Annotated in this window: 1 protein-coding gene; it reads left to right on the forward strand. The window is 67.4% G+C overall.

The features are described from left to right. Positions 1-420 (forward strand): phosphopantetheine-binding protein (locus tag WU80_RS24855; protein ID WP_156349786.1); only part of this gene is annotated, 420 nt, incomplete at both ends.

Raw genomic sequence — 420 nt, forward strand, 5'->3', positions numbered from 1 at the left:
GACGAGCAGGTCAAGATTCGCGGGTATCGCATTGAGCTGGGTGAAATCCAAACGGCGTTAGGCGCTTTGGATGGTGTCGAGCAGGCGGTGGTGATCGCCCGGGAGGACCGCCCCGGTGATAAGCGGTTGGTCGGCTACATCACCGGCACTGCCGACCCGGTCGCGGTGCGGGCCGGGCTTGCCCAGCGGTTGCCGGGGTTCATGGTGCCCACCGCGATCGTCGGGCTGCCGGTGTTGCCGTTGACCGCCAACGGCAAACTCGACACCCGCGCCCTGCCCGCCCCCGAATACAGTGCCGGTCTTTACCGGGCCCCGCATACCCCCACCGAAGACCTGCTGGCCGGCATCTACGCCGACGTCCTGGGCCTCGAGCGCGTCAGCACCGACGACTCCTTCTTCGAACTCGGCGGCGACAGCATC

The organism is Mycobacterium sp. UM_11, assembly GCF_001414075.1.
Lineage (GTDB): Bacteria > Actinomycetota > Actinomycetes > Mycobacteriales > Mycobacteriaceae > Mycobacterium.